Genomic DNA, 21101 nt, shown 5'->3' with positions numbered 1-21101 from the left:
CAGCTCCAAGAAACCTTGCTTCGCGACGTCCCCAAAACACGCGCAGCCAAAGGCATGGCGCCAGTTTCCTAGCACCAGTGACCTGGGACAGTTATGCGCTATCTGCCCTGCTTCAGCTAATCGCGTAGTGGCTCATTGCCATTCGTCGGTTCAGAACTTCGGGGAGGCACGGGCGTTGTACACAGTGCCTGGGTCAGCAGAATGAGATCGAGCAAAGGGTGTAGACCCTGTCGTCGATGCCATCAGGCTGAACAGAAGGCTTGGTTGAAAGAGATCTTCGGGCGGTAGCAAAGCACTGGCACAGCTCTGCTTGAACTCAATCAGCAGATGTTCTGGTGCCGAGCAGCCCCCTCCTTCATGATCTTGTTCGATCGTTATTCGTCGACCAGGCTCTGTGCGGGTACCGCTTTCACCTGTACGCGAATTCAGTGCACTACTTTCATCCACCCGACGTACAAGCCTTAATGCTCCCTGCTGCATGCTGCGCTCGTGCAATACGTCTCGCATGTGGTCATAGTCGGCTTCGATGTAGCTCATCGTGGTTGCGATGTTCGAATGATTCAGCAGGTTTTTGGTCAGGTGGATGTTTCTTTCCGGCTGCTTCATCAGATCGGTTGCAAGCGTGTGCCTGAACCTGTGCGGAGTCATCCGGACCCCGAGCCTGATGATCAGCTTCTTGTACATCGCCTCGACCTGGTCCGAATTCATTTCGTGCCGCTTGTAATGGCGGGAGAAACGATTGACGTTGAACAGCTGGTCATCGGCGGTAAAACCCGCTCGGCCAGCTTCATCGACGAGGCGCTGAATGTGCGGCGCTAGCCCATCCATGATGGGAATGCGAAACTCGCGGTGTGTTTTCTCGGTTTCGCCGCGCACGAGAACCAGCCGTCGATCCCAGTCCACATCCTTGAGCCGGATGCACAGCAGTGCATTCAGCCGTATGCCGGTGTAGTAGAACATCTCGAAAGTTGCCAGCCAGAACCACGCAGGTGTGATTCTTGCCCGGTCCCCAGTCGACTCCTCCTGGTCAGCTAGACTTCTGAGCCATCGCCTTGCACGGACGATCGCTTCGCCGGCAATGATTTTGCTCTGTCGCTTCGGTGCAATTACCGTCGTCTTCTTGAATGGGTTCACATCGGTGTTGGGAAGAATCCCATACTCGATGCCGTAACCCCATATTGTTCGGAGGTGATTGGAGTAAGTGTTCCAGCTGCGCTTCGACAGACCTCCTTCAATCAGCTTGTTCCTTAAGGAAAGGACGTCTCGTCGATCGATGGTCTCCACATCAACAGCGTTGCCGAAGTTCTTTTCCACCTTCTTCATTGCAGCGCCGTAGATCTTCGCGCTGGCAGGTCGCAGGTCGTGATCGACGAGGTATTCCCGGAGCAGTTTCTCGGGCGTCATTCAGCGACCCCTTCCGTCACTCGTCGCAAGCTTGGATTGTTCAAGGGTTGCTCAGCGAATATCAGCTTCGGATCAAGAAGCAGGTAGCCCCTCAGCTGCGTGGTCTTGCGCGGGCCTACTACATCGTAGGTCCAGATGTTCAGCTGCTTGCTGGTTTTCTGGTGGCTCTTCTCTTTCTCAAATGCGCGCTGGACATGCTGCCAGGCCGATGTCCCTGGTTTACCGACGATCCTCTCAAGCTCCGGGTGCTCAAGCACAAACCGCTTGAAGATCCCAGGGGTAACGAGCATTGCTGTGTCGTCGACGGTGTGAATCAGGGCTTTGGTATCGTTGATGATCAATTTGTGGGAGGCGATCCCGGCTTTAAGCCAGGCGATGAAAGCTCCTCCCAGCGAACTACTCGTAGGCATAGGGGTGACATCTTTTATTGCAGCATTCCTTGCTGTGGCTGCTAGAGAATCGTCAGCCGGATCTACCTCTTCGAGTCCTTGCTGGGGAGGGGAGACGGCTGCTGAGCCTGGGCTAGCACTTAGCTCTTCTGATGGCGCAGTGATATTACTATACAGTGACAGTAGTTCTTCGCGCTCAGATGATCGGATCCCTTCGGTTGGAGTTGGCTGGACTAATGCTCGAGGTCGTGCCGGCGGTAGAGTTGCGTCGCCCGTGGGGCCCACTGGCTCATCCGGTACCGCACAGACGGTTTCCGCACTCGTACCCGCCTGCGCGACTGTCTCCGGTTCCTGCTCCAGGGTTAGGCTGCCACCGTATTGAGGGGGGCGTTCGTCCGGATTCGGCCATACGAGGGCCGGCGAGACCTTTAAGAAGGTGAAGCTGTTCTTCCAACCGCGGCCGTTATCGATGGTGGCTTTCCAGATTGCTTTATCCTGTGCATTGGTCTGGATGATTGCCTGGTCCTGCAGCATGTTGAAGAACGGAGCATTGGAGGTTGGTACTCCCTCAATACCCTGGGTCAGCAAGTATGCCCGGAGCTGGTCTGCTGCTGGTTTACTCACCAGCCAAAGCGCATCTTGAGTCAGCCAGCCATCTGCCGGTCCATCTGGCTGATTGAGCTTGAGTTTTTCTCGCACCAGGAATCGCAGACCGTCGGCCAGTTGTCGCTGCAGCGATTGCTTTGGGGCCGCAAGCGCGCGTTCAGGATTTCCTCCCAGTTGCTGGGCAACGGAAGCTTTATCCGCCTGGATCACCATTTCGCCGAGGATGCCGGCGTGCTCGTACTGGCCGGCGAGGAGGTAGATCAGTTGCTTCCATAGCTCAGGGAAGCCACTGAGCCAGTCCAGGATTCCGGTGTCCAAGACTTGCATGTACACAAGGGCTGAAGCAGCCCCGTGCAGTTGGTACTCCCTACCTTTCACATACTTGAACCGGTAGGGGCGGTTGATCGGTCCGTGCCATGGGTGCCATGCGCGGCCATCTTCGAGCTCGACGCGGAGGTCAACAGCGATCTTCCCCAAGTCGTGTAGCAACGCGCCGTAGGCAGCCGCTGCAGTCCAGGCTTCTGCTTGAGCAGATTGGGACTCCGGTGGAGCGCCTATTGGCAGAAGGTGCGTCTGCCGGATCTTTAGGGCATAGGCCATGATCTCCAGGCCGTGGTCCAGGAGTCCGCCAAGGTGGGCATGATGATGATTTTCAGAGGCAGGGAGCAGCTGCACCAGCTCGGCGTAGCGCTCGAGCGGTTTAAGGTAGAGGGTATTGAACTGAGCTCGCGAGAGCGAAGCCCGGCGCCAGATGTTCTCCAGGAGCTGCTGACGGAGTGGGCTCTGCAGGAGAGCAGTAGCCTTCGCCGGCAGATGGAAGCCCTGTGGTGAGGCTTCTGGTGTTGGTTTAGCCGGTTTGCGGCTCAACCAGGAGAGGAGTTGCATAGGTTGCTCCATGGGGTGTGCATGGAGCGGGCTTTTCTCTTAATGCCAAGATGGCATCAACGGTAAAGCGAATGTCTGCCACTTTGGATTTCTTGGCAAATAGCCATCATCAATAGCCAAATTTTGGAGGCGATGGCCGAGGTGTGAGGTCGATGCGTGGTGCAGGGGGAGAGGGCTTCAACTCTTGGCGATACTGCTCAAGGCTCATGCTTCCGATGAGCTTGCCAGTTTTTGAAACACCCATAACTGTCAGCATGCTTTCTGCTGAAACATGCTTCGCCTGGCCACTCCCCCCGCTACCACGCGCATCCGGCATCCTGAAACTCTGCAGTTTGTCCAGATAGTCCATGAAGGTCGTATGTGCAACCCCGGTGTTAAGAATATCTGTAGTGTCTAGGTAATACTCTTCAGGTTCGAAGTATCTTTGATTCCAAAGGTCTAGCTCACCACTTTCTGTAAGAACGCCGTAGACTATCCAGTGGTGGTCGTAGCTATTGAGTGCCGCAGTTGCTGCTTCATAGTCCGTGAAGATGGTTTTTTCTGACTCTATCTCCGAGTAGTCTTTTTTGAATTCAACGAGTACGAGTTTATTGTCTTTTCCGAAAACTCCATCGCCTGATGAGCGCTCATGTCGGCCGGCGATCGGCGCAGCGAAGTCCAGTCGACCATAGCTGGCAAGTCTGATAACGAAGTCGTACTCGACAGTTTTTTCCCACCAAGTTGGTTGCATCTAAGGCTCCTATTTTCCTTTTATCGGACTACGTCCGCCCTTTCGGGTAGGGCTTTTACCCTTGTGGTCCATTCCATTATCCATTCAAACCCATTTTGCGTCTGGGCCATTTCCCTTTATCTACTGATCCAGATGGATTAAATGCTGAGCGACTTCCATCGCATCGTGGAGGACCCGTAGGATCTCCACTGTCTGCTCCATCCCAGCGCGGTAGAACACTATATGTCGGGGGCTGATCATGCGGCCGTCAGTCATCTCCAACACGTTGAATGACAGATGCAGGCTGCGAAGACCTGGTGAAAGCTCATCGCGCATCTTGCTGCCGACCGGCGTCGGCTGCTCAGCTAAGGCTATGAACGTCTCCTGTAGCAGGTCTTGATACCGATTTCTGACGCACTGACCGAGCCTCACCTCAGTGAAGCGAAGCGTATCGGCGATGTCGATGCATGCCTGGGGTGACATGCGAAACATGACCCTACTCATGCTTTAACGCCCTTTAGTCTTCCAAGATTGTCCAGATAGGCTGCAAGATTGGCCGGATCGATTTCATCGTACTGGCCCGCTTCGATCTGCATGATGCCCACTGATGTTGCGTTCCGCAGCGCTTCGAGTCTGGCTGCCTCAGCTGCTTCATGCTCAAGCAGCATCCGGATGCCTGCTCGCACGACTTCGCTGAAATTCTGGTACCGACCAGTGTTGACTAGATCATCAATGGACTGCTCCATCGGCTTGGGAACGACGACGTTGTGTGTGGCCATGGATGTGAACCTGATGAGTGGTGATGGCGTTTTATGCCATACCCCTTGCGAAAATGCCAAAGCTGTCGTATATCTGATGGCAAGATGCTCTCACAGGGCTAGGAGATTGGATCATGACTGCAACCGCCAAACACACGATTGCCTTCCGCTTAGGCCGGGCTCTGGGAGGCGTGGCGCGCTTCTGCATGCATGACTTGAATCCGACAGTCCGTTGGGTTAAGCGGGCAGTCCTCGCCATGGTAATTACGCTCATTTTAGCCAGCTCGATCAGCTGGTTTATGTCGGTGTTACTGACAGTCTTTTCTCTGACTCTTGGCCTGTACGCACTTTCCAAAGTTGACCTCGGAAAGGTTGAGTTGTTTTCTGAGGATGAAGAGGCACCATACGGTCGGGATGTTTTTGAAAGACCGGTTGATTCTTATGGTAGGTCAGTTAAATAGATACTGGCTCAGTACTTGATGTATTAAGCCAGTATCACCATGATGCGCTCAGCTCTTTGACGCTCCTCCAGCAACTGACTTTACTCCGCCCTCAACTAGATTTCCTGCTTTTTGACCTGCCCTTTGCACTGCTCCGGTTCCTTCTGACAGTCCGCTAAGAATTGTCCCAGTTTGGACTCCTGCCCAGCCAAGAGCTAGAACCCAAAAGGTTGGGAGAATGATAAACATCGATCCCATGACGAAGTTCAGAATCGCGTCTTGAGTCGTGGTGTTCAAGCCCATCACTGGATCAAAGGATAGGTGCGGCGAGCCCGAGCCATACAAAACGTCGATGATAGTGCTATCGACCCATCTTGCCAGTTGAAACCAGAAATCTACAAATATTAAGGCGAACATTGTTACTGACATGGTCATGGCAACTTTCAGTTGATACGCACCGATTATCAGCACCAGTGGAATGCAGATGACCATGGCCATCTTGAGGAAGGCCACTACCATCGGTAAGGCTTGGCGCACCATGTCCATCGCCGGGAAGAAGGCCAGCGACCCGACGGCGACCCCCAATGTTCCGCCTGCACGTGCAAGGCCGTTCCAGACGGTTCCATCGATCTGTCCACCATAATCGGTGTAGACGTCGCCGTTGACCTGGCTAGAAGGCGACACGAGCTGGCGAATCATCGAGTCGGTGACTTCCTCCTGGGACAGCCACTTTGCCCACCCGAGGAACTGGTTCAGCAAACTAGGATCGACTTGGGCTTTCAGTCGGTCCCGCAGCCCGATGTTCCCGTCAGACCACCACTGTTTGCAAGTGGGATACCCACCACCACCGGTAACCTGGGGCATGCCATCATCTCGTTTCGTGTCATACGGCCAGGATGTACGGGGTGTTCTGGAGTAATCCGTGTCGTAGTAACCAGCCGTGTTCAGCAGGTAGTGGGACCCGATCCAGTTCAGGTCCTGCAGGGCCTTCTGGTCTTTGGCGATCGACCCAATGTCGGGCTGACGCATGAACAGGCGCGCGCGGGAAGGGCCGAAGCAATCATGGGTGAAGTCTGCCACCTCCTGCGCGAGCAGAGGATTGCCGATCCTCATCGCGTCGACCTCCATGCGCATTTGCCTGAGATCTGTACCGCAGGGGATTGCTGCAACAGCGCCGCTATTCAACCCCTTGGACAGCGCGTGTACGAGCGCCCACCACACCGGCACCTTCGCGCTCTTGCCGGCCAACGAGCTGAAGGTGGTGTTCCAGCCTGTCTCCGAGGGCGCCGGCGTCAGTACCTGGCACTGCTTCCCTCGCGCCTGGTCGAACTGCAGAGTGTCAAATCCCACGGAGATGGCTGGCACAGCACACAGTGAAACAACCACATACCCAACGTACAGCTGGGTTTCAATGCGAGCCAGGGACAGCACCCCCTTGTTGCCCTCGTCAGCGCCTTCTCCTCGGACTTTGATCCACTCACGGGCCACGATGATGATAAAGGGCAGGGCGAAAAGGCCCGTGTCCGAAATCATGTCCCAGATCCCGTTGTTGATGATCCACCCTACCAGGGTGAGGTAATACTCGAGGTAGTCGTTCGTATAGAGCGTCATAGGACCTCCGACCAGGTGATTGGCGCCTTCGAGATCTCGATGATCACGAACAACAGGAGTGCCAGGAACTCGATCCGCTGAACCCCCTTGGACGACTGATCTTCGTCGCTCCCAGGCAGACGCGCCTTGAGCTTCACCCACGCGAAGACGATGCTGCCATAGAGGGCGAGTCGCCATAGCAACAGTGGCAGGTAATTGCCCTCACGCCACTTCAACCAGGTGTCGAACACGCCCAGATGATTGACCGCGATGACGCCGAGCAACACGCTCAGCAACAGCATCACCACGCTGAATAAAACGCCTCCCAGGAGGACTTTGAGGGGGTGGGCTTTTTTCTCGACATCTTCCGACATGGTCACTCCTTGCCGGCAGGCTTCTGCAGCTGAAGCAGGCGATCCTGTTCAGGCGCCGCTTCGTAGATCGAGCGGGAACTTTCGGCGCGCGACTTGCTGCGCTCGATGATCTTCATCGGAGAGTTGTTGGCGAGCTGCTGCCGCATGTCGAGCTCGGTCTTGAGGTTGGTGATGAGTTGCTGAAGCGTGTCGACCTGGCCGAGTGTGGCCTCAACGGCGAGCTTGTTCGCATTCACGTTGGGTTCCTTGCTGCCTGTAATCAGCATGCGCTGCAGCAGCAGACCTTTCTCCAGGACATCAGCCAAGGCGACCTCGGATGCCAGGCGGGAGGCCAACACCGCCTGATCTCGCTCGTCACGAAGGGCAGTAACGACGCCGCGGGTAATGGGGAGGGAGTCGCTGCTTGCTTCACGCAGCTTCTCGGAGGTGATCTGTGTCCCGGGCTTCAAGAGCTCCTGCAGGGCCGCGAGCTTCTTGTCGTATGTTTCCTGGATCAGCGGGGTCAAGCCCACACCCGGAGTCGAGGTGGTCGTGCATCCTTCACAGGTCTGCAGCTGCTGTTCACCCAGGACCCGGTTTGCGAACTGGGCGGCTTCGGCCGGAGACTCCCAACTGCCGCATACCAATCCATTGGAGCAGCTGGACTGCGGGATGCTCGAGGTGTCCTGAGCTGCGCGGTTGTTGAGGAGGTTGTAGCCTGCTTTGGCAACGTCCCCAACCACTTTGATGGGCTGCTGCCCATTGCCACCGGCCTGTTTACCGCCGACCCAGGTCACGCCATTCGATCCTGGTGCTTGCTCGACTTTGTCGACCACTGCTACGGCGTCGTTGCTGGATGCCAGGGCTTGCCCCATCTTCTGCCCCTCTGCAACCTTGCCCCACCCCATCTGGCCACCCGCGATGTCGGCCATTCGTTCGGCCATCGCCCTGCAGGTTCCCTTCGATCGGTCGTAGTCAAGGCGCGCCTGTAGGATTCCGTTCGTCAGCAGGTTATAGAGGGCGGGATTGGCCCGCTGCAGGATCATCGCCGGCAGTGACGTGACTGCGCCGGTCGCGCTCTGGATGACGCTGCCCATGATCTGTTGGAAACCCTGCGTTGCGCCGTTCAGCTGGTTCTGCAGCGTGTTGCTGAGGTCCATGTTTCCGCAGACCAGGTTATTCTGCCAGCCGGCACCGACGGTGATGCTCTCCATCTGGCCAGCGCTGCCCATCTGGACAGCACTGCCACCACCGATGCTGTAGAGCACGTCGTCTCCGATCACGCTGCCCTGGGATTCGACCTTGATCGGGTCGGCGGCCTCGGCCATGCACCAGGTGCTGGTCATGCCAGCTGCGAGAATGATCGCGATGGTTAATTTATTCATTGAACTCTCCATTCATGTCTCATTGGAAGTCAGTGCTTCCCAGGAAGGTTTGGCCCTTACGCTGGCAGCATGAGTAGGGCCGCCACAGGGCCCACGCATAGGCTTCGTCGACAGCGTCGGCATTAGGGGCGGGAGAGGGGAATACGGCGCAGGTGGGGCTCATGGTTGGCGTGAGTTGCTGCCATTTTCCTGTGCTGGCATCGCCTTCTTTCAGCTCACCGGCAGGCCAGTAGCCTGGTTCTGCAAGACCGCGCATTGGCAGGTACACGTGGGGTTGACCGACACGGGTGGTGACGTCGCCGGCGCGCTGGGCGATGACAGCACCGGCCTTAAAATCGTCGACCTGGTGGATGAAGCCGCTGCGTGGGTAAACGCGTCCCCACATGTCTGCCGATAGAAGGCCGCCGACTTCACGCATGCCCGGAATCAGGGCCTCTGGGTAAACGGACTCGGGTACTCCGTACCGCCATGCAAGGGTGTCCAGCGTGCTGAGCATGTATGGAACGTAAGGCGTGGTCGCGCCGTGGCAGGAATAACCAAAAGAACTGGCGAACCGGCTGAACACCGCAGCTCCAGGATGACCAATAACGTCTGCTTCCTTGAACTTGGCGATGTTGTTCTCGGCGTTGTGGTTGGTTGTTCCATCATTACCGGCTTGCGCTGCCGCATTCGGCGCCCCCATGGGGCTCACCTCTGTCCAAGGGTTTTCCCCGGTATTGGCGTAGGCAGATACCACCGCGTCCGGGATGTAATGCCGGACCTTGGTGGAGGTTTTGACCGTGCAGCCAACAGGGGTGCAGAGCAGCCAGTAGCAGATGCCGACCACTTTGTACTCTAGGCAGGTAGGCGAACTGGTGGAGGCGATAATCGCCGCCGAACTGATGGCCGCTGATGCTGAGAACGGGAGTGATGCTGTAAGAAGACCGGTCAGGGTGAGTCGCGAGATTCGTCTCATCATCGCCCCCTTGCCTGGTTGATTGCCTGAATGGCAGCAGCCACGTCGGGTTGGCCATAGACCACAAACCTGCGATCGACAACGACTGCCGGCACCTTCGACACCCCGACACTCCAGGCATCGGCATTGCCCTGCTGAGCGGCTGCCAGCTGTTGCATCAGGGCAGCTCCGGCCGGCGTGCCCATTAGCTGCCTAGCGGCGAGCGCGGCTTGGTGCGGGTTGGGTGGTAACTTCCTGGACAACTGCTCCTCGATGCGCTGTTGATCATCGAGCTTGATGACACGCACATCTGCCGGTACCGAGGTGAGTGGGTGCGCCGCGTCTGTGAAGGCCCAGGTCTCGGCATGCGCGGTACCGGTGGCCAGCGCGGCGACGAACAACGGGATCACTCGCGATGAAGGCGGGGGGAAATTGAACATGAGGCTGCACCTGAAGTGGGGACGGGTACAGGAAAACGGATCGGCCCGCCAGGCGCAGTAGGAAATAGATATTTGACGGTACTTGGATTTCTTGGTGAATCGCCCCACGGGCGTAAGCGAAGCGTTTCCTCTCGGATTTCAGGTCGCTATAGAAATGGGAACTAGTCGAGCCATTCCTCGTCACCAGGATCAAGTTCTTCCAGATTCATATCGAGCTGCAGCTGCAGCTCGATCACGGTCCCGGGCGCTGGCGCATACCAGTCGACTATTACGAACCGACCTTTGCCTATGGTCGCGTCATAGTCCATGAGCACGCAGTCGTCGTTCCACTCCTGGAGAGCCCAGCTCAGCTCATCGTGTGAGGGGAATTCTTCCCCGGTCGACTCAAGCTGAAACCATCCATGGCCAGAGCCTGCGCTTGGGAAGAACCTACTTGGTAGATTGCTTTCTTCGTCATTGTTGTCGATGCGGGAGACCGTGAGCTTGATCATTACCCTGGCTACTCCTTGCTCGCAGTGGCCTGGGCTGCGAGGTCATCAATGACCGACAGCAGTGTGGTGCTATCCACGGGACCCTCCAGGCGCATGCTGTGCCCCGTCAAACTGTCGGTGACCTCGACCGTAGGGGTAGCGGCAATGCCCCTGCCCTTGGCCACAGCCAATTGCTGTTCAACGGCTGCTCGGATATCCAGTCTTGTCCTCGCGCAAGTGGAAAGACCTTCTGCAGAGATGCCAGGTACCTCCAACTCATCAGCGAGCCCCTGGCCATTGCCACGTGTGCGCAGCAGGACCTGGTCGATCGCTTCCCAGAACGCCGAAGCCCCGCCCAATGAACCCGCGCATTGAACGAGCCTTGCCTCTGATACTGCTGCAGGGCCATGACTATCGAGAGGGAAGTGATGCCAAGCGAGCTTCACGTTCTCTTGCTCGCTCACCCATCGCTTCAGTTGTGGCGTGTATGCCCTGCAGTATGGGCATTCCAGATCGGCGTACTCCGTGATCACCCAGCGGGCACTGGACGGACCGAAATACCAGGTCTCATCGGCGGGGCGTGCGCTGTTGTTCATTGCCAGCAGCCAGCCAGCGCCGAGGCCAGTGATCGCGATGATGCCGACCACGATGAGTTTGAGCCTGTTCTTACGCATGCTCATCCCCCCGAGCATGAGGGGGGACTTCAGGTTGGCCGAGCTTCTGCAGGGCGGCCTGTAGATCGTGAATGGCTCCCTCAGGCTGAGGATGCTGCTTCAGCCACTCATCCAACACGGACTGAACCAGCGGAATGATGTCGCGACGATCGAGGGCGTTATTTTTGATCTGTTGCAGCTCGTCAATGAGCACTGGTGCGCAAACTGACAATGACTGGAGTGTGTCGTGCCCGGGCTCTTTGAGCAGCTGGGTCAGGCTATCAATGATGTTCTGGGTCAGGGTATTCATGACTCTCATGCCACGCGCTCCACGGCCTTCTTTGATTCGGGTAAGGTGATGGGATAGGGAGTGATACCGCGTTTGCGGTCCAGGTCCGCGGCCACCTGCAGTGCTGCGTGTAGCTCATCGCAGCCGAGCGCCTGCATGGTTTCGTAACGCTGCCGTTTTTCTTCTGGCTCGGTCATGGCCAGAGCAAGGCACAGACTGGGTGGTACCACACGGAACAGCATCTCGATCCGCTTGGCCAAGACGATGCCCTCGGTGAACTTGCCGTTTTCCTTCCGTGCCGAGAGCATCATCGTCTTCTGCGCCGGCGTGAGCTCACGAAAACGCGCGATTTTCTCCACCTCGTCAGGCGGCATGTTCAAGCAGATCCACCACTCGATCATGTTCAGCAGGGCGGATGCTTCTGGAGGGATGTCGTCGACGTTCTGGGTTGCCATCCAGTACCAGGCGCCTAGTTTTCGCCACATCTTGGTGATCTTCACCGAATACGGGGAGAGCAGTGGCACCTTCAATGGGATGTGGCCTTCGTCGGTGAAGGCAATGAGTGGTCGGCCTTTGAACTGGTCCCGCTCTGCGATGTTGTTGATGGTGTTCAGCAGGGAGATGTAGGCGATGGCCATCTGGGCTTGATAGCCCTCACGAGCGTAGGTGGCCAAGTCGACGATTGTGATGTCAGCTTCCGGCCAGGCGGTACCAGGACGGTTGAACATTTCAGCCTCGGTGCCCATGGTGAACATCCCCATGGCCTCGGCCATCTCCATGAACCGGTTGCGCCGGCTTTCAGGGAGCTTGTCGTCGCTGGCCATCGCCTGCAGCGCTGCGCTGATGTCTTCAGTCAACACCGGACGGTTTTTACTTACGCACAGCTCGGCGGCGTTGATGATGCACTGCCGGATGGCACTGCGGTCGGCCCGAGTGAGTCGCGCATCTTCCTTCGACTCGCCGCCAGTGATCATCAGGCGGGCTGTGATCTCCAGCTCGCCCAGGATGTCCCTCTGCTCGTCCTCCATCCCCGCCAGTGCGTCGGTCAGGTGCTGGTCCGATGCATCCACGTCCGAGGCATCCAAGACCTTGACCTGGTCCTTGTTTTTTACAAGCTGCACGGCGTCGACGAACGGGGCGAGGCTCACGCCGCTACCCGGAGCGAGCCGTACCCGGTTGACGGTCAGGCCAAGCCGCTTGGCGAAATCGCCCAGCAGGCCGAAGCTGTTGCCGGCCTCGATGATGAAGAGTCGAGGGCGGTAGAGCGCAATGGCCTGCATGATCAGGTAGTTGGCTGTGGCAGATTTACCCGCGCCGGTGGGGCCGAACAAGAACAAGTGCGCGTTCATTTGTCGGTCGAGCTTGTTCAGCGGATCGAAGGTCAGCGCTGCCCCCCCTCGATTGGATAGGGTGAAGCCCGGGTTACCTGTGCCAGTGGAGCGCCCCCAGACTGGAGCCAGATTGGCGATGTGCTGGGTGAACATAAGCTGGGTGTACCAATCCAAGGCGCGGTTTTCATTCGGGTCGAAGTTGCATGGCAACCAGCGCAGGTAGCTGTTTAGAGGAGCTACCTCGTCCTGTGACTGGACTGGTTGCATGCCGGCGCCGAGGAGCACGTTGCACAAGCTAGTCGTGCGCTCCTCGAGCACGGCTTTATTCTGACCACGGAGGAAGAACGCGACACTTCCCCGGTAGAGCTTGTGCTTTCGTCCGAGAAGGGACCGCGCCGTTTCAACGTCATCCCGGGTGTGACTGGACGCCTGGGTATCCCCGATAGCCTTCCTGGATAGCTGTTCGAGATGCCCTTCCAGCAGATCCTGCGGGGTCGGCACCATGGTGATGCACAACACGGTATCCTCCGGCAGCCGGTCGAACAGCGAGTTCAATGAGTCGGCCTGCTTGGTCTCACCGGTCAGATGCCCAGTGAGGGGGGCATTTTTCAGGCGATCCAGCATCACAACCCGGTGCGGCATGCCGTCGAACGACCAGAGACCGCTGTCGATATCCGAGCGCGGTTCTCTGTAGAACAAGTTCTCCGAGAAGTCGGTGCCGCTCGCCACCGGCAGCTCACCCTCTTGCAACTCGCGGGCTGGCTGGCATACCTCTTCGTAGAAACGTCGGATATCGCGCTCAGTCGACCCCAGGTGATCTGGGTGTGGATTGAACCAGCCTACGAGCCAACGCTTGATCGCATGGCCATCCATGCGTTTGGTTGTCACGCCGGCGTTGGCCAGGGATCCTTTAAGACGGTCGCAGATCGCTTTGAGGTAGGCGGCAGGCTCCTGGCCGCGCACCACGACGTCCTGTTTTTTTACTCGGCGATACACCACCAGGCGGACTTTCCGTGTCTGACCACGCCACGGGAGGTTGCTGACTGCCGTGTCGACGAACAATCCACCTGGCTTGGAGATGGACTCGAGGTGGTGGCGGAACAGCGCGAGGTAGAGCTTGGTGAAATCCGTGTTCTCAGCCCGGGGCTGGACGTAGGCCTGGAGTTTTTGCAGGTAGTCGGTCCAGTCCGTTTCGTCCTGGGCATAAAGCTGCACTACCCAGTGAGAGCTCTCGAGCTCGTCGAAACTGTCCTGCAGGACACCTTGCAACGCATCGCGAGCTTGTTGAAGCCAGTCGTCGGAGCGTCCCTCGGTCCCGATCGGGATCAACTCGAAAAACGCCGCCCTGGAAATGCCATCCTCGAGGAGCATGGCTTCTTCCTCGGGCAGGTATTCTGCCCATGGCAGCATGTCCACGAACGACGGGTTGACCTCGTACATCCTCGCCACGTCAGCTTTTGTCGCCGGCCGACGTTTAGGGTTTTGCCACTCGATGGGTGTAGGGATGCCCATGGACTCCAGGCGAGCTATGTACCGGTCATTCGCAGCCTGGCGGTCTTCTTCGCTGAGGACAGTACTGACTGTTGCGGGATAGTCGTCGACAAGGTCGGTATCGGTTGTCGTCTGGCCGAGCACGGGCTCGATAGGCGTTGCAGGGCCTTTGCCCAGCAATTTGCTGATGAACTGCATCAGTACTCCTCCGTCCGCTCGCCTGGCATGGCGTACTGCACGCGTTGATACATCGGGAACACCGTGGTGTACCCCGGGACTGGGACTGGATCCGTACCAGCCAGGTGTGGGAATACGTACATCACCAGATCAGGGTTCGGCAGGCGTTTGAACTGGCTGTAAATTTCGTTCTGGGGCGTGCGGTTGAAGGCGTGAGCACTTGCTTGTTGGCGAGCCACCTGAGCCTCATCGAGCGGTCGGCGCAGCTCTTGGCGCGCATCCAGCAACATTCTGCTGTTGGAACTGCCAGAGCTCCCGCCAGACGTACCGTGTTGCCACACGTCCATCATGTTGGCTTCCCCGTGGGGGAGCAGCTCGTCTTTGTCAGTCGTGCATCCGCCTAGGATGAGGGCGAGCACGAGCCAGGCCCCGGCCTGCAGGCGGGGCTTAGTCCAGGTTTGCGGATACATGGTTGGCTCCGGCGTTGTAATCGACCTTGCGGCCTTTGATCTCGTAGTCGATGGCGAGCTGCTGGTCCAAGTGGACGGCGACCTTCGCCCCAGGCTGTACGTACACGGCGGCGAAAGCTTCGCCGTAGAGCTTGTTCATCCAGGAGCGGATGTCGCTGACCCCACCGGTCAGGATCGCGCCCATGGCGGAGTTCCCCGAGGAGCCCGTGGTCCCGAATGAAGTTCCTCCGCTGCTGAAGGTAGTCGAGCTATTTTGCTCATCAGCCTTCAACAGTTTGGCGATGCCGGCGCCCGCAGCCGTCACCAGGGACTGGTTGGTCAAGTACTCCTTGGCGTTGGATCGGCGTTCGCCGGAGATGCAAGGAATGCCGTAGGAGTCGCTGATCCAGCCGAGTCCGCCCTGGATCGCTGGCTGCCCGTTACCGTTACTGCTGTTCTGGTTGTTGTTCTGGCTGCCGTTGGCCTCTTCTGCCGGGGCAGGGAACGATCGGACCGTGCCATCTGCGAACACGAAGGTCAGGCTCCGGACTTGCCCGCGCACGCAGGACAATGTCCAGTCGCCTGATGCGGTACCGCTGGCAACAGCACCGACGACGTCAGGGATCTCGATGCCGTTTGCGGTGAGGTTGTCCGGACCGATCAGGACCTTGAAAGGGAAGGGATCATTGACTGTTCCATCGATCGGTACGCGGCCAATGAGCGCCGACATAGCCACCGACCCCATCAAGGTCGAGTTCTGGGGCAAGGTATAGGCTTTGCGTACTTGCTTGCGGGCATCCTGGGGAGACAAATCAGCGCCGACGTTCTGGGCCGTCGCGCTGAGAACTGTTTGGCCTTTGTCCAGGGTGCTGCCAAAGCTGGTGGGAAAATTGAAGCTGCTGGCCGTCTGGGCGGAGCCGGGCTGAAGGGGTTTACCGCTAGCGTCCAAGGCAGTGGCATCGGTCGGTTCAACCCATACGAGACCATTGGACTTCGTCCCTTTGTCGAAACTCGCGCCGTCACCTGGCAGCACTCCGAGTCCAATGGGAAGGTCCTGCCCAGCGGCATTGGGGTTCTGCGACAGGTTATCCAACTGACGCTGGAACTGGTCCAACAGGCCCATGCTCTGGTTCTTCACCTGCTCCTGCAGCTCGCCCTTCGCATCATTCAGCTTGTTGTCGACACTCTGATCTATGCGCGAGAGCCGGAGCTGGAGCTCTGCATTCTGGTCCTTCAGTTCTTTGTTGTCGGTCAGCACCTTCGCGATCTGGTCTTTCACCTCCCGACTTTCAGCGACCACCGTGCGGAGGGTGTCGGCTGGGGTATCACCGTCCACCCCTAGCTTGCGCGCGGTGTCGCCTCCGATGATGATCGGCTTGTCTTCAGGAGTCTTCGGCTCTTCTCTTTTACTACCCCCCTTGAACACGATGATGAGCGCGACGATCAGCACGGGAATGAGCAGGTACTTGAGGAGTGGATTACTTTTCAGACTGCCCACGGCGCCCTCCTGCTTTCGGATCAATTTGACTGACCGAAGACGGCAGCAGGGCCTCTTTCAGCCCCTTTCCTTGGGTGACCAGGTAAAGCGTGGTGGTATCGCTGGCATTTCCACGAGCTCCGAGGTACGGGTGCTGGAATGTCGCCGTGGAGAAGTTGCCCATCAGCTCTGTTGCATTCATCGTTAACTGCTGGGCACTCAGGTTTCTGAGTTTGACTGCCGTGACATAGCTGTTGTCGAGGCGCCAAGCCCCCAGCACCGATGCTTCCACCGGTAACACCGGCAACAAGGTGCTGAGGTCCAGGGCTCGATCAACACGCACCTGGCTGATGCCGGCGACAGGCTCAACTGTCCGGAGTGGGGCATACAGCATTTGCGCCGCGTAGCGGGTCAGGGCCACCGGCGCAGGTGTCTCATGTCGGGGTGCCGGCGGAACATCCTCCTCTTCCTCCGACGTCGCGGATCGCTTCGTCGGAGCTCGCGTCGAAGTGGTATCGCCGTAGTAGGTAGACGGGGGCGCACCGGCGACGATCTTCGCGGGTTCGAGCTTGGCTTGGCCTTCTTTCGCTGGTGTCGCGGCAATATCCACCAGCATGATCTCGCCTGTGGCCACGTTCTGCAGTTGCAGCCTGGTCGGCTGAATTTCCTGGCTGGCCAGCAGGTAGACGGCGCCGCCGGTGCTCTGGACCCGCAGCTGGCCAACAAGCTGCGGAGGCATGCCTACGCGCACGTTTTGGTCGACGAAAACAATGCGCTCTTGCCCGACAATCAGCGGGATTGCCATCGGGATACGGTCCCACTGCAGCAGCTCTACCGCTTTCACATTGGCAACTGCGAAAATGCCCAGAACAAGGAGGCACGCACGCACATTCATGGCTTCACCCCGGCTGCTTGCAGATCTACCTCGATGCGTTGCGGGTTGGACGCATAGCAGTTCCACATCAGCCCGAACGGATTTTTCTCCGGGTTGACGTCGGCCCGGACGATGGACAGTGGATAGCGGGTCATTGCACGCTTGACCCGCTCGCCGTTCACCGACTCGTCAGCGAGTAGATCCAGGTTGACTGTCCAGTCGTTGATTCCGATTTCTTCCACCCGCAGCACGCCAGGGTCGGTCAACCCGTGGCCAGGGATTTCTGAGACATTCCGTTCACGGCGGCGCAGCTCACCGGCGTTACGGCGCATCTCGTAGTCTTTCTGCAGGTACTCCTTGCAGCCAGGGGTCACGTAGGAGGCCAGGCGCTCGATGTTGTCCTGGTAGTCGTCGTCCCCGTTCTTCTCCCAGCGCTGCATCTGCTGGAAGATATAGAACCCGAAGGCATACACGTTCTCTGGTGGTACCTCCCACCATTTGCGAGTACTACCGGAGCGCAGATCCGGCGGCACATGCACGGTCAGATCTTCAGGGGCTTTGTGCCAGCCATAGAACGCAAACAGACTGACTGCGCCCAGCACAATGACCGCGATTCGCAAGCTGAGGATGTGTGCTTGCTGAGCATCCACTCGTTTTCGAAAACTCATGAAGATCCCTACTTTCCTGTACGACGGCATGTCCACGCACCCTTCCGGATGACCAACTGAGGGCCACCGAGGAAGGGGAGGTGTTGAGCCTTGTAGAACTGGAGCTGGCGGTAAAACCATGTATCCGGCCGGCCGCGCTTCATCTTCCGCAGGATTCGGCTTGCCACGGTCAAGCCCAGTGCACCACCTACCAGAGCGCAAGCGATGAATAGAGATGGGTTGCCGAAGAGGAACGATACCGGGATACCCAGGATCACCCCGGCTCCCCCACACGCTCCAACTGTGCCCCACATCTCATCAGCTGTGAGGCCGCCCATGACGATGGGTTGCCTGTTGAGGTTGTGGGGGAGGAAGTCGAGCGTTCCATCCTTGAGGTAAGTGGTTTCAGCCATGTCGCATCACCGGTTAGAGAACGCCAGTGGCTTTGGTGACCATGAAGATGCCGATACCGATCAGGCAGATCCCGACGACGGCGGTGAGTCCCAGGTCTCGCCACTTCTTCTTGCCCTCATGGATATCGTGGTAAACACCGTAGGCATGGGAGGCGACCCCCACCATCATGCCGCCGAGCAGGAATAGCCCAATCAGCATGAAGCCGTCGTAACCGTAGTTTTGGATGGTTTGGAGCCAGCTGGTTCCCTCGCCGCGTGTCGGGGCTTGTGCTCCCGGTAAGGCGGCAGCGGCAATGACTGGGTGCATACCCATGAGCAATGCAGCGGCGCCGGTGAGTGAATTGGTGATGGTGCGGATGGACATCGGTTAGCTCCTTGGCTAGCTGAGAACGAGTGCGGAAAGAATCAGCAGCAGGACGATGACCCGGACGGTCGACGCGGCTGCGATGTTTTTGTCGATGTTCTGGGTCGCCCAGCCCCGATAGATGCTGTACAGCGCCCAGGCACCCCAAAGGGTCGACAGTGCGATGACGGTGCCAACGAACAGCACGGTGCTGGCCTGGGGGGTGACCCCGCTTGCAGCGTTGAAAGCTGCGACTTGAGTGCCGCTCATGCTCATGGCATCCGCCCGCCGGTGAGGGTGTATTTGCCCGCCAGCTCTGCCGGATCCCGCGGCTGTGCGCGACTCGGGGTCAGGTACTCTTGCAGGCCCTGGCGAACGCGCTGGATGTCGCCAGCCAGACGTTCATAGTCGAAGTTGTAGCGCTGGCCAGGTTCGCTGGCGATCGTGGCGCTGCGTCGCGCCGAGTCCTCCAGCGCGTTCAATTGGCGGATCATCACCTCGATGTTCGCCTGTTCGGATGCGCTAGCCGCCAGGGCGCTGGGCATGAGTGAAAACCCGCCGCTGACGCTGATCAGCGCGCCAATCAGGATTCGGCGAGTAGATGCAAAGTGGAGGGATGGCTTGTACACGGCTGGGCTCTAGCAAGACTGACTGTGGTTGTCAGGATGCCGAGATCAGGGGCTGGCGTGCCTCAAGAAATACTTATCTCAGTGTCGTAGAATTTTTTGCGGTAAGAAAAGCCTTGCGCGTTTGAGGAGATCAGAATGCCGCATCGAAAACCACAATCAATGACATTCCGTAAGTGGATAGCGGATTACCTGGGCGCCAATTTTCGGGATGAGGGGTGCTACGACAACGCAATCCAGGCAGCGGAGCAACTGCATGCTGATGGGCTGGTGAGCTCAGCGGAGTTGTTCGATATGATCAAGCGAGCCAATGTGTCGCTGCTCCGTATTCACGGTTAAGGCAGGTAGCGGCCTTGGCCGCTGGCATCAGCTGCACCTGGATGGGGTTTGATTTCGAAAACCATTGCAAATTCGGCCACGAATGCGACTACCTTTGGGTTCACCGCTACCGCGTCGATTTCGACGTGACTTTTCGTCAACCGATTTTGGTTGACGACGAATGATACGATGGGCATGATGATCTCAATCGCGCCCGATCCTCTGGTGCTGGCTTAGTCCGGCATTACGTTCGGGCCTTCTTATTTCTGGGAAATGGATTTTGCTGGCTCCGAAACCTTTCCGAACCTATCCAGACCTCGTCGCTCTCATCCAACAGCGCAATATGCACGTTGCAGATCCTGTACGAGCAGAGCGCAAGCTGGCTCAGTTGGGTTACTACCGCCTAAGCGGCTACTGGTACCCAGCACGCGAGTTCGATGTTGACCCGGTTACCAACCAGGCAAAGATCTGCCCGATCAGCAACAAGCCGCTTCGTCAAGACGTCTTTGCAGCGGGAGCATCCTTCGATGATGTGGTTAGCCTTTACAGATTTGACAAGCACCTTCGTCTACTCATGCTAGATGCGATCGAGCGGCTGGAGGTAAACCTGAAGACTGTCATCGCTCACGTTGTTGGTTATCACGACCCGATGGCGTATAAGGACGTCAGCTATATCCATCCTAAGTACGCCAAGAATTTCATCTCTCATGGCAAGCCTCGAAACAAATGGAACGAGTGGGCGGCGAAACAGCAGCAGCTCTTGGACAGGAGTACTGAGGACTCTATCCAATGGCACCGTCGCTCCGGCAGACCCATTCCGTTCTGGGTTGCTGTGGAGGCGTGGGATTTTGGCGCGCTTTCTCGTTATTTCGAGATCCTTAAGGGAACGTATCAGAACCAGATCCTTTCAAGGTTTGGCGTGACTGATGCCAGGGTTTTCGCTCGATGGTTGCAAGAGATCAACCTACTACGCAATCGTTGTGCGCATCACACACGGATCTGGAACCAGGTTACTCCCAACCCATTGTCCGCGTTGTCGTCGGACCCATACTTCGCCGCCCTAAACTTAGACGTCAATGCGCTGAGTAGGCTCTACGGCCTCGTATCCGTTGTTTGGTACCTACTCAAGAAGCTCGCGCCTAGCTCAGATTGGATCAGAAAGGTTGCGGATCTGCTTGACAGCAAACCAGGGTTACCAGGATGCACGTTCGGCTCGCTTGGGCTTCCAACTGAAACCGGATTCCCACGTGCGGCCTTTGGGATCTAAAGGGGCTAGTGAGTAGATCGGCGGTCCCAGTTTCCCGGACGCGCAGCGTGAAGAGGTTGTTCAACTGACTTCGCGCTTGAAAAAGAGCAGATATCCGATCGGCATAGGGAAACCGTAGGACCAGGCCTGGGCATTTTGATTGCCCACCTTGATTTCGCCTCGGCACACTGGCTGTGTGCTGACAAGTTCCCAGCCTTCGGCTCCGAGCTCGAGCATCTTCTTCTGCAGTTGCTCCTCTTCTGCCAAAAGAGACGCAACATCGGGCTCAAGCGTCTGTTCTGTGCTCTTGAATATCCAAGCGCCGCTAGTCGCGTTTTTGAATGGGATAGCGACATACTCAGCGCGGTGTTCGAATTTCTTGCTCATAGTGACTCCCTTATTTA

Annotated in this window: 26 protein-coding genes; 2 read left to right on the top strand and 24 right to left on the bottom strand. The window is 57.7% G+C overall.

Annotation, left to right across the window (positions count from 1 at the left end; translation table 11 throughout):
* Positions 1-150 precede the first annotated feature (150 nt).
* The 5 genes from xerC to F6X59_RS07820 all read right to left on the bottom strand — a co-directional run bounded on the left by xerC (position 151) and on the right by F6X59_RS07820 (position 4772).
* Entirely contained in the window at positions 151-1404 is a 1254-nt protein-coding gene (gene xerC, locus F6X59_RS07840; protein WP_152955742.1) for a tyrosine recombinase XerC, read from the bottom strand.
* Positions 1401-3296 (bottom strand): MobH family relaxase, encoded by a 1896-nt coding sequence (mobH, locus tag F6X59_RS07835; protein WP_152955741.1) that lies wholly within the window; start codon positions 3294-3296, stop codon positions 1401-1403. The genes xerC and mobH overlap by 4 nt, the downstream gene beginning before the upstream one ends.
* 97 nt (positions 3297-3393) lie before the next feature.
* Positions 3394-4014 (bottom strand): hypothetical protein, encoded by a 621-nt coding sequence (locus F6X59_RS07830; protein WP_152955740.1) that lies wholly within the window; start codon positions 4012-4014, stop codon positions 3394-3396.
* 120 nt (positions 4015-4134) lie between these two features.
* Positions 4135-4485 carry a type II toxin-antitoxin system RelE/ParE family toxin gene (locus tag F6X59_RS07825; protein WP_152955739.1) on the bottom strand — a complete coding sequence of 117 codons (351 nt, stop codon included), beginning with the start codon at positions 4483-4485 and terminating at the stop codon, positions 4135-4137.
* An 8-nt stretch (positions 4486-4493) separates the two neighbouring features.
* The gene (locus tag F6X59_RS07820) at positions 4494-4772 is read right to left on the bottom strand and encodes a type II toxin-antitoxin system ParD family antitoxin (protein ID WP_152955738.1); all 279 of its coding nucleotides are present in this window, start codon (positions 4770-4772) and stop codon (positions 4494-4496) included.
* Between the two features lie 113 nt (positions 4773-4885).
* Here F6X59_RS07820 and F6X59_RS07815 point away from each other — a divergent pair, with 113 nt between their 5' ends.
* Complete coding sequence (locus tag F6X59_RS07815) at positions 4886-5212, top strand: hypothetical protein (protein ID WP_152955737.1); 327 nt, start codon at positions 4886-4888, stop codon at positions 5210-5212.
* A gap of 48 nt (positions 5213-5260) precedes the next feature.
* Here the strand turns inward: F6X59_RS07815 and F6X59_RS07810 are convergent, their stop codons facing one another.
* The 18 genes from F6X59_RS07810 to F6X59_RS07725 all read right to left on the bottom strand — a co-directional run bounded on the left by F6X59_RS07810 (position 5261) and on the right by F6X59_RS07725 (position 19648).
* On the bottom strand, positions 5261-6802 hold the full coding sequence (locus tag F6X59_RS07810; protein WP_110968390.1) for a conjugal transfer protein TraG N-terminal domain-containing protein: 1542 nt from the start codon (positions 6800-6802) through the stop codon (positions 5261-5263).
* Positions 6799-7155, bottom strand: a complete 357-nt coding sequence (locus F6X59_RS07805; protein ID WP_152955736.1) for a hypothetical protein — start codon at positions 7153-7155, stop codon at positions 6799-6801. The genes F6X59_RS07810 and F6X59_RS07805 overlap by 4 nt, the downstream gene beginning before the upstream one ends.
* A 2-nt stretch (positions 7156-7157) precedes the next feature.
* Positions 7158-8519 (bottom strand): integrating conjugative element protein, encoded by a 1362-nt coding sequence (locus F6X59_RS07800; RefSeq protein ID WP_152955735.1) that lies wholly within the window; start codon positions 8517-8519, stop codon positions 7158-7160.
* 19 nt (positions 8520-8538) lie between these two features.
* Positions 8539-9474 (bottom strand): TIGR03756 family integrating conjugative element protein, encoded by a 936-nt coding sequence (locus tag F6X59_RS07795; protein WP_152955759.1) that lies wholly within the window; start codon positions 9472-9474, stop codon positions 8539-8541.
* On the bottom strand, positions 9474-9893 hold the full coding sequence (locus tag F6X59_RS07790) for a TIGR03757 family integrating conjugative element protein (protein WP_152955734.1): 420 nt from the start codon (positions 9891-9893) through the stop codon (positions 9474-9476). Before F6X59_RS07790 ends, F6X59_RS07795 begins: the two co-directional genes overlap by 1 nt.
* 161 nt (positions 9894-10054) lie before the next feature.
* Positions 10055-10384: a hypothetical protein gene (locus tag F6X59_RS07785; RefSeq protein WP_152955733.1), complete on the bottom strand. Its 330-nt coding sequence runs from the start codon at positions 10382-10384 to the stop codon at positions 10055-10057.
* 8 nt (positions 10385-10392) lie between these two features.
* Complete coding sequence (locus F6X59_RS07780; RefSeq protein WP_256669135.1) at positions 10393-11037, bottom strand: thioredoxin domain-containing protein; 645 nt, start codon at positions 11035-11037, stop codon at positions 10393-10395.
* Entirely contained in the window at positions 11030-11335 is a 306-nt protein-coding gene (locus tag F6X59_RS07775) for a hypothetical protein (protein WP_152955731.1), read from the bottom strand. The genes F6X59_RS07780 and F6X59_RS07775 overlap by 8 nt, the downstream gene beginning before the upstream one ends.
* Complete coding sequence (locus tag F6X59_RS07770; RefSeq protein ID WP_152955758.1) at positions 11332-14148, bottom strand: conjugative transfer ATPase; 2817 nt, start codon at positions 14146-14148, stop codon at positions 11332-11334. The genes F6X59_RS07775 and F6X59_RS07770 overlap by 4 nt, the downstream gene beginning before the upstream one ends.
* Positions 14149-14324: 176 nt before the next feature.
* Positions 14325-14774 carry a TIGR03751 family conjugal transfer lipoprotein gene (locus tag F6X59_RS07765; RefSeq protein ID WP_152955730.1) on the bottom strand — a complete coding sequence of 150 codons (450 nt, stop codon included), beginning with the start codon at positions 14772-14774 and terminating at the stop codon, positions 14325-14327.
* Positions 14752-16251 (bottom strand): TIGR03752 family integrating conjugative element protein, encoded by a 1500-nt coding sequence (locus F6X59_RS07760; RefSeq protein ID WP_372240327.1) that lies wholly within the window; start codon positions 16249-16251, stop codon positions 14752-14754. Before F6X59_RS07760 ends, F6X59_RS07765 begins: the two co-directional genes overlap by 23 nt.
* Positions 16232-17125 carry a TIGR03749 family integrating conjugative element protein gene (locus F6X59_RS07755; RefSeq protein WP_152955728.1) on the bottom strand — a complete coding sequence of 298 codons (894 nt, stop codon included), beginning with the start codon at positions 17123-17125 and terminating at the stop codon, positions 16232-16234. The genes F6X59_RS07760 and F6X59_RS07755 overlap by 20 nt, the downstream gene beginning before the upstream one ends.
* Positions 17122-17772, bottom strand: a complete 651-nt coding sequence (locus F6X59_RS07750) for a PFL_4703 family integrating conjugative element protein (RefSeq protein WP_023628669.1) — start codon at positions 17770-17772, stop codon at positions 17122-17124. The genes F6X59_RS07755 and F6X59_RS07750 overlap by 4 nt, the downstream gene beginning before the upstream one ends.
* Before the next feature lie 8 nt (positions 17773-17780).
* Entirely contained in the window at positions 17781-18164 is a 384-nt protein-coding gene (locus F6X59_RS07745; RefSeq protein WP_152955727.1) for a TIGR03750 family conjugal transfer protein, read from the bottom strand.
* Positions 18165-18177: 13 nt separating this feature from the next.
* The gene (locus F6X59_RS07740) at positions 18178-18528 is read right to left on the bottom strand and encodes a TIGR03745 family integrating conjugative element membrane protein (protein WP_152955726.1); all 351 of its coding nucleotides are present in this window, start codon (positions 18526-18528) and stop codon (positions 18178-18180) included.
* A gap of 15 nt (positions 18529-18543) precedes the next feature.
* On the bottom strand, positions 18544-18777 hold the full coding sequence (locus F6X59_RS07735; protein ID WP_372240326.1) for a TIGR03758 family integrating conjugative element protein: 234 nt from the start codon (positions 18775-18777) through the stop codon (positions 18544-18546).
* A 2-nt stretch (positions 18778-18779) separates the two neighbouring features.
* The gene (locus F6X59_RS07730) at positions 18780-19097 is read right to left on the bottom strand and encodes an RAQPRD family integrative conjugative element protein (protein ID WP_372240328.1); all 318 of its coding nucleotides are present in this window, start codon (positions 19095-19097) and stop codon (positions 18780-18782) included.
* A gap of 371 nt (positions 19098-19468) precedes the next feature.
* A complete protein-coding gene (locus F6X59_RS07725; protein WP_152955723.1) occupies positions 19469-19648 on the bottom strand; it encodes a hypothetical protein in 180 nt (59 codons plus the stop codon).
* Positions 19649-19794: 146 nt separating this feature from the next.
* Between F6X59_RS07725 and F6X59_RS07720 the strand changes: the two genes are divergently transcribed.
* Positions 19795-20718 (top strand): Abi family protein, encoded by a 924-nt coding sequence (locus tag F6X59_RS07720; protein ID WP_152955722.1) that lies wholly within the window; start codon positions 19795-19797, stop codon positions 20716-20718.
* A gap of 60 nt (positions 20719-20778) precedes the next feature.
* On the opposite strand, the gene F6X59_RS07715 is transcribed toward F6X59_RS07720, so the two are convergent.
* Positions 20779-21084 (bottom strand): hypothetical protein, encoded by a 306-nt coding sequence (locus F6X59_RS07715; protein WP_152955721.1) that lies wholly within the window; start codon positions 21082-21084, stop codon positions 20779-20781.
* Between the last annotated feature and the right edge of the window lie 17 nt (positions 21085-21101).

The sequence above is a fragment of the Pseudomonas sp. MN1F genome (assembly GCF_009391885.1).
Lineage (GTDB): Bacteria > Pseudomonadota > Gammaproteobacteria > Pseudomonadales > Pseudomonadaceae > Aquipseudomonas.
This window is presented reverse-complemented; position numbering and strand designations above follow the sequence as displayed.